Annotated in this window: 4 protein-coding genes; 3 read left to right on the plus strand and 1 reads right to left on the minus strand. The window is 49.2% G+C overall.

Annotated features, from left to right (window positions below):
• Together AC2VDX_RS25305 and AC2VDX_RS25310 are read left to right on the plus strand one after the other, a co-directional pair.
• Positions 1-3,920 (plus strand): calcium-binding protein (locus AC2VDX_RS25305; protein WP_486928261.1); only part of this gene is annotated, 3,920 nt, incomplete at its 5' end.
• Positions 3,921-4,182: 262 nt separating this feature from the next.
• Positions 4,183-4,890, plus strand: coding sequence for a potassium channel family protein (locus tag AC2VDX_RS25310; RefSeq protein WP_378179224.1), 708 nt, complete (start codon positions 4,183-4,185; stop codon positions 4,888-4,890).
• Here the strand turns inward: AC2VDX_RS25310 and AC2VDX_RS25315 are convergent.
• On the minus strand, positions 4,856-6,472 hold the full coding sequence (locus tag AC2VDX_RS25315) for a cation:proton antiporter (RefSeq protein WP_378179227.1): 1,617 nt from the start codon (positions 6,470-6,472) through the stop codon (positions 4,856-4,858). The two genes, AC2VDX_RS25310 and AC2VDX_RS25315, sit on opposite strands and share 35 nt — an antisense overlap.
• A gap of 106 nt (positions 6,473-6,578) precedes the next feature.
• Here AC2VDX_RS25315 and AC2VDX_RS25320 point away from each other — a divergent pair, with 106 nt between their 5' ends.
• Positions 6,579-7,454 (plus strand): SDR family oxidoreductase, encoded by an 876-nt coding sequence (locus AC2VDX_RS25320; protein ID WP_378179230.1) that lies wholly within the window; start codon positions 6,579-6,581, stop codon positions 7,452-7,454.
• Positions 7,455-7,602 lie beyond the last annotated feature (148 nt).

A 7,602-nucleotide genomic window follows, 5' to 3' on the forward strand; every position in this document is an offset into this window, starting at 1 on the left:
GCACAGGCAATGACCTATTAGATGGCGGTTCGGAAAATGACTTCCTGTACGGGGAAGCTGATAGCGACACCCTCAAGGGTGGCACAGGCAATGACCTGTTAAATGGCGGTTCGGAAAATGACTTCCTGTACGGTGAAGCTGATAGCGACACCCTCAAGGGTGGCACAGGCAATGACCTGTTAGATGGCGGTTCTGGCAATGACCATCTGTACGGTGAAGCTGATAGTGACACCCTCAAGGGTGGCACAGGCAATGACCTGTTAGATGGCGGTTCGGAAAATGACTTCCTGTACGGTGAAGCTGATAGCGACACCCTCAAGGGTGGCACAGGCAATGACCTGTTAGATGGCGGTTCTGGCAATGACTTCCTGTACGGTGAGGCTGGCAATGATTCCCTGTATGGTGGCACTGGTGCAGATGAACTCTACGGCGGCACTGGTGCAGATGAACTTTACGGTCAAGCTGGTAATGATTACCTGGAAGGAAATTCCGGCAACGACTTCATAGATGGTGGCTCAGGAGTAGACCGACTTTACGGCGGTACAGGTGACGACAAACTCTATGGTCAAGCGGGTAATGACTTCCTGTATGGTCAAGCTGCCGACGATTTGCTGGATGGTGGCACAGGCAACGACTATCTAGAAGGCAATGATGGTGATGACACCGTTTATGGCGGTGCTAACAACGACACCCTATATGGTCAAGCGGATAACGACTTCCTAGATGGTGGCACAGGTGAAGACTATCTGGAGGGCAATGACGGCAACGATAAGCTGTACGGTGGTGCTGACAATGATGCTCTGTATGGCAACGCTGGCGACGACATGATGTATGGGGAGTCTGGCGACGACTTCTTGATGGGAGAAGCAGGCGACGACTACATTGATGGTGGCAGTGAAGTTGATACCGTCAGTTACTCTAATTCACCCAGTGGCGTAACTGTCAATATTGATGAAGGTCAAGGTTACGGAAATGATGTCAACGCCAGAGCTGCTGCTGCAATCAGTGATGCCAACCCTAGCACATATTACACCGACCTGGAAGCGAACTTTGCCATCAACTCAGGCACAGCCTACGACGGATTTGGTACAGAGGACACCCTCCGAAATCTGGAAAACATCATTGGATCTGAGTATGACGACATTCTAATTGGCAACAGCAGCAATAATCGCATTGAGGCTCTAGCTGGAGATGACTTGCTGATTGGTAATGGCGGGAATGACACTTTTTATGGTGGCGATGGCATTGATACTGTCAGCTACCGCCGCGACGCTGGCAGTGTCTACGTCAACTTAGAGAAGAACGAAGCCAGCGACGGCTTTGGCGGCTATGACCAAGTTTACGACGTTGAGAACGTAGTCGGATCTAACTACAGTGATTCGATCTTCGGTGACGCCATAGCCAACATCATCACAGCCGGGGATGGCAATGACTATGTTGAGGCTGGAGACGGTGACGACAGAGTTTACGGCGAACGAGGCGATGATGTCGTCTATGCTGGCAGCGGTAACGATACGGTCTTCGGCAACGAAGGGCGAGATAATCTGTTTGGCGAAGCTGGGGACGACATCATCTATGGCGGTGATGGCGATGACTATATGAGTGGCGGTACAGGTAACGACAAGCTTTACGGCGATAGTGGCTTCGGCAATGACACTATCTATGGCGATGAAGGCGACGATGAACTGTACGGTCGCTTAGGCAATGATAGTCTCTATGGTGGTGACGGAAGCGATCTGCTGCTGGGTGAAGAAGGAGATGATAGCCTCGATGGTGGTTCTGGCAATGACAATTTAGATGCAGGAGACGGCAACGACCAACTCTACGGTCAAGCAGGCAACGACTACCTTAATGCTGGCGACGGTAACGACTTGCTGATGGGTGGAGATGATGAGGACACCCTCTTAGGCGGATCGGGAGACGATCAAATTGATGGCGGTACAGGTGACGACTACCTGGAAGGGAACGACGGCAATGACTTCCTCTTGGGGCAAGATGGGAACGATACCCTAATCGCTGGCACTGGCGACGATCGCCTGCAAGGTGGTGACGGTAATGACACCCTGGACGCAGACGCTGGCAACGACTTATTGCTTGGTGGTGCTGGGGATGATTCTCTCACAGGTGGCGACGGCGAAGATCGGCTTTTTGGCGAAGATGGAAGCGATCGCCTAGATGGTGGTGCTGGCGACGATATCCTCGACGGCGGACAAGGAAATAATCTCCTCGACGGCAGGACTGGTAACGACATCCTCTCGGCTGGTGATGGGGACGACTGGATGGATGGCGGCGACGGCGACGATAAACTCTATGCAAACAATGGCAATAACATTCTGTATGGTGGCTCTGGCGACGATGAAGTGTACGCTGGCTCTGGTGATGACAGAATTGAAGGTGGCGACGGCAACGACATCCTAGCGGCAGGAGAAGGCAACAACGCCTTGTATGGTGGTGACGGTGATGACGAACTCTACGCGGGTTCTGGCGACGACATCTTAGACGGCGGTGAAGGCAATAACAAAATGTACGCCGGGGATGGCAACAACACCATCTATGGTAACTCTGGCGATGACATTTTTTATGGTGGTTCTGGCAATGATAGCTTTTATGGTCGCGGCGGTAACGACCAGCTTTACGCAGGTGAGGGCAACAACAAGGTTTACGGCGATGACGGCGACGACATCCTCGCAGGCGGTGCTGGCGACGACATTTTAGACGGTGGTGAAGGTAACAACATCCTCTACGCCGGGGAAGGCAACAACGAATTATCTGCCCTTTCCGGCAACGACAAGATGTATGCCGGTGCTGGTAATGACATCATTCTTGCAGGCGATGGCGATAACAGCGTCTTTGCCGGAAACGGAAACAACCGAATCGAAAGCGGTTCTGGTAAAGATTTTCTGAATTCTGGCTCTGGCGACGATGTAATTAACGCTGGGGCTGGCGATGATATTATCTACGCTGGCGTTGGCTCTAACAATATTGATGCAGGTGCTGGTAATAATACCGTCTACACTGGCGGTGGTGGCAAAGACATCATCGATGCCGAAGCTGGCAATGACATCATCGGTACTGGCGGCGGTGATGACATCATTCGTGCAGGCGATGGCAATAACACGCTCTATGCCGGAGAAGGTAACAATCAACTTTACACCGGATCTGGTAGCGATCGCATCTCTGCTGGTTCCGGCAACGATCTAATTGAGGCTGGTGCTGGCGATGATACTGTCTACGCTGGCGAAGGCTCCAATAATATTGATGCTGGTGCCGGGAACAACACCGTCTACACTGGTACAGGCAACGATGTCATCATTGCAGAAGCTGGCGATGACTTGCTCTCCTCTGGTGGTGGTGATGACATCATCCGTGCAGGCGATGGCAATAACACTGTTTGGGCTGGAGAAGGCGATAATCAGCTTTATAGTGGCTTTGGTAACGATACCATTTCAGCCGGATCTGGCAACGATTTAATTACGGCTGGTGCAGGCGACGACCTAATTTACGCAGGCGAGGGCAATAACACTATCTATGCTGGTGCTGGTAGCGATACTATCTACACTGGCACTGGCAACGATACGATCCTCGCTGGTGCTGGCAACGATCTGCTGTATGCGGGTGAAGGTAACAATACCATTTACGGCGGTGCTGGTAACGATACGCTATTTAGCGGCAACGGTAATGACTTGTTCGTGCTGGCACTTGGCGCGGGAACTGACACCATTGTAAACTTCAATGTCGGTCAAGATTTAATCGGCTTATCCAGCGGTCTGACATTTGACCAACTGGCAATTGTCCAAGGCACTGGCACCAACAACGATTTCTTTACCCTAATCAGCGATCGCAACAGTGGTGAACTCTTAGCATCCCTCAGCTGGGCGCAAGCAAACACTATCACCAGTTCTTCCTTCACGATCGTCTAGGAATTAAAAAACGCGATCGCTCTAGTTCACCATTTGAATAATTTACTACTCTCACCGCCAGCAACTACACTGAAATTTTGAGGCAATACGGTTCACTACCGAATAGTTGTAGGTTGGGTTGAGGAACGAAACCCAACACGCATAAGCATTTTTTGGGTAACGTTGCCTCAACAATTCCCGACGCAGATTTGGGATTTTTAGCTCTAAATGAACCGGATTGGATTTTGAGGTTACATCTAAATACCTGCAACAGAGGTTAGCCATGTACGTATTGATTGGTGGAGCTGGACTGGTCGGGCTGGACTTAGCCCAACAATTGGTAGAATTGGGACACACGATTGCCATCATCGATACCGATCCCACCGCCTGCCGGTATGCACGCGAACAAGTAGGCGCGATGGCTTTTGAAGGCAGTGCTGTCAGTACGCAAGTGCTGATGGAAGCAGGAATTCGCAAGGCAGATGCGGTTGTTGCCGCCCTCCGCGATGATGCTTTAAATCTGGCAATGGTGACACTTGCCAAACACTATGGCGTCTCCCATATCGTGACTCGGATGCGCCAAGGTGATTTTGCCGAACCTTATCGGATTGCCGGAGCGCACCATGTAATTAGTACGATTGAGTTAGCCGTGACCACAATGGTGAACGCTATCGAATATCCCCAAGTAGAATCGATGATGCACTTCGAGCAGGGTCAGGTAGAAGTCTTCAAACTCAAAGTGCCACCGGAGTCTGACATTGCGGGTCATACCGTGGCACAAGTCGCTCAGGATGACCGTTTTCCTAGTGGTTCTTTGATCATTGGCTATCAATCCCATCCCCAAACCGATCTAATTATTCCTAATGGAAAGACAGTGCTGGAGGCGGGATCGACCGTGCTAGTAGTCACCAAATCGGAAAAGTTACATCAGGTGATTGATTTCTTAGGGTTGTGTTCTAGTCATCTTCCAAACTTAGAAGTTGCTCGTTAATAGTTTTGATGCGCTCTTGCACTACTTCTTCTGAGAGAATTCGCCTGCGGAGAGCGTCATTGAGTACCTGCTTTTCTGCCAACAGTAATTGCCGACGAATCGGGTCTAATTTTAGGCGATCGCTACTCTCATCAGCAGCATCTTCTGGACGCTGATTATATATCTCCCGCAAAGTCCTTTCAGAAGCTGCCACCCGCACCTGATAAGCTGCTCGCATCTCTTCGTAGATGGATTTTGGTAAAACTCCCGATTTCAGGAGACTCTCTAATTCATCCTGTGCTGCTTTGGAAGTCATCAATTGAGCTTGCAATTGTTCGATCTGCTGCCGTGAATCTGAATGGCGGTCGAGCTTTAAACGTCGTACAAACCCAGGTAAACTTACTCCCTGTCCCACCAACGACAGCAGCACAATCCCTAAGACAATCACAACCAGCGTATCTCGCCCTGGCAAATTAGTCGGTAAGCTTAAAGCCAAGGCTGTGGAAAGCGAACCTTTAATATTGCCCAAAAAGAGAACGTGTCGCCATTTCACAGGAATAGGTTTGTCAAAAAAACGCACCAAGTCCAAGAGTGGATAAACGGTGAGTGCCCTCCCAACTTGGTAGGCAATCAGTGCTAAAAGAACAGCTGGTAGCGTCTGCCAAAGGGTGACGAGATTAATCTCTAAGCCGATGAGTAAGAAAATAAAGGTATTGACTCCAAACCCGGCAAATTCCCAGAAACTGAACAAGGTGACTTGAGTGGAAGCAGAGGTACTGCGAGAAACCCCCAGGTTGCCCACAATCAGTCCTGCCACCACAACGGCAACCACACCGGATACGTGAAAAAATTCGCCTACTTGGAAGGCTCCCAGGGCTACGGCAACCGTGAGTAAAATCACGCTGAGAGGATCGTCTGCTTGGCTAAATAAACCAATACTAAGGTAGCCCAAGGCTAAGCCAACTAAGATTCCGCCGACAATCACGAACAAAAATGCCTGTACGACATCAAGGGGCGTTAATGACCCGGTTGAATTTGCAGTCAAGATCAGGCTAAATAAAACTAGCGCCACATCATCGTTGACCAAGCTTTCACCCTCTACTAGAGTGACCAGTCGGTGGGGAACAGACACTTCCTTGAAAACCGCAATGACCAAGGCGGTATCGGTGATTGACAAAATGACCCCAACCAGCAAGGCGGGTACCCAATCTAAGCCTAGTTCTAGTTTCAGCAAGACTGAGGTGATGCCAGCGCAGAGGGGAAATCCCACGCCTGCTAGCAAGGCAATGGGTTTAAACGTGCTGCGTAGGCGACTGATGTCGGTATTAATTGCCGATTCAAAGAGCAGAATCGGCAAAAAAAGATTAAAAATTAGGGAGGAATCCAGACGGATGCGACCTGGCAAAAGCTCTGTAATCGCCAACCCTGCCAACACTAACCCTGTAATGTAAGGAATCCGAAATCGTCGAGATAGTAGGGCAACCCCGGTGGCGACCAACAACAAGACGATCAGAAAAATTACTAATTCAGCAACATTTCCCTGATTCTCGCTGCCTGTGACCGTAGGGACTGCCAAGAGCGATCGCTCGTCTAGCCACTGCATAGCGCGTACTCACAAGTGATGAACGATACACCTAGGGTCAGTTTCTACAGAACTGCCCTTAGTATCTTAAAGGATGAATTACGATGCTTTTGTTCTGAGTTTACAAATGAAAAAACTCTTAATTACAGGTGCCAGCGGTTTTTTAGGATGGCATCTTTGCCAGCTAGCACAACCAGAATGGGACGTTTATGGAACCTACTTTTCCCATTCTCTAGAGATTCCCGGCGTAAATTTGCTGAAAGTTGACTTAAAAGATTTTCAGGAACTCAAGCACCTTTTTCAGAAAATTCAGCCGGATGGAGTGATTCATACCGCCGCGCGATCGCAGCCTAATTTTTGCCAAAAATATCCTGATGAATCCTACCCAATTAATGTCACGGTATCTTGTAATATTGCTGGACTTTGTGCGGATGCTTCGATTCCTTGCGTTTTCACTTCAACTGACTTAGTTTTCGATGGTTTAAACCCTCCCTATCAGGAAATAGATCCCGTGTGTCCTGTCAATGTTTACGGAGAGCAAAAAGTGATGGCGGAGGAAGGGATGTTAGAACGTTATCCCATGACTGCTATTTGTCGGATGCCTTTAATGTTTGGTATAGCAACGCCTACTGCTACAAGTTTTATGCAGCCGTTTATCCAAGTATTGAGAGAGGGAAAAGAGCTAAGTTTATTTATCGATGAATTCCGAACGCCAGTTAGCGCAAAAACTGCTACGCAAGGGCTTTTATTAGCCTTGGAAAAAGTAAACGGACGCATTCATTTAGGCGGAAAAGAGCGAATATCACGCTATGAATTTGGTCGTTTATTAGTGGAAGTGCTGCAACTTCCCGAAGCAAAACTTAAATCTTGCCGACAAGAAGATGTAAAAATGGCTGCGCCAAGACCAGCGGATGTTTCTTTGGATAGTTCAAAAGCTTTTGAATTAGGATATTCGCCTTTATCTGTGCGGGAAGAATTAGCGGCATTGCGAAGTAAGATTTGATAAATGCCCTGGCGATTAGCCCTGACGAATAGAATTCGCGGCTAAACATACACGCACCCGCTGGCGCGGGTTTCACAATATTATTAGTTGTAGGTTGGGTTGAGGAACGAAACCCAACACGCATAAGCATTTGTTGGGTTTCGTTCCT

The sequence above is a fragment of the Coleofasciculus sp. H7-1 genome (assembly GCF_057473865.1).

Bases quoted from the DNA above. Each gene is read 5' to 3' on its own strand.
- AC2VDX_RS25310 (WP_378179224.1), top strand. From the start codon at position 4,183: ATGTACGTATTGATTGGTGGAGCTGGACTGGTCGGGCTGGACTTAGCC.
- AC2VDX_RS25315 (WP_378179227.1), bottom strand. From the start codon at position 6,472: ATGCAGTGGCTAGACGAGCGATCGCTCTTGGCAGTCCCTACGGTCACA.
- AC2VDX_RS25320 (WP_378179230.1), top strand. From the start codon at position 6,579: ATGAAAAAACTCTTAATTACAGGTGCCAGCGGTTTTTTAGGATGGCAT.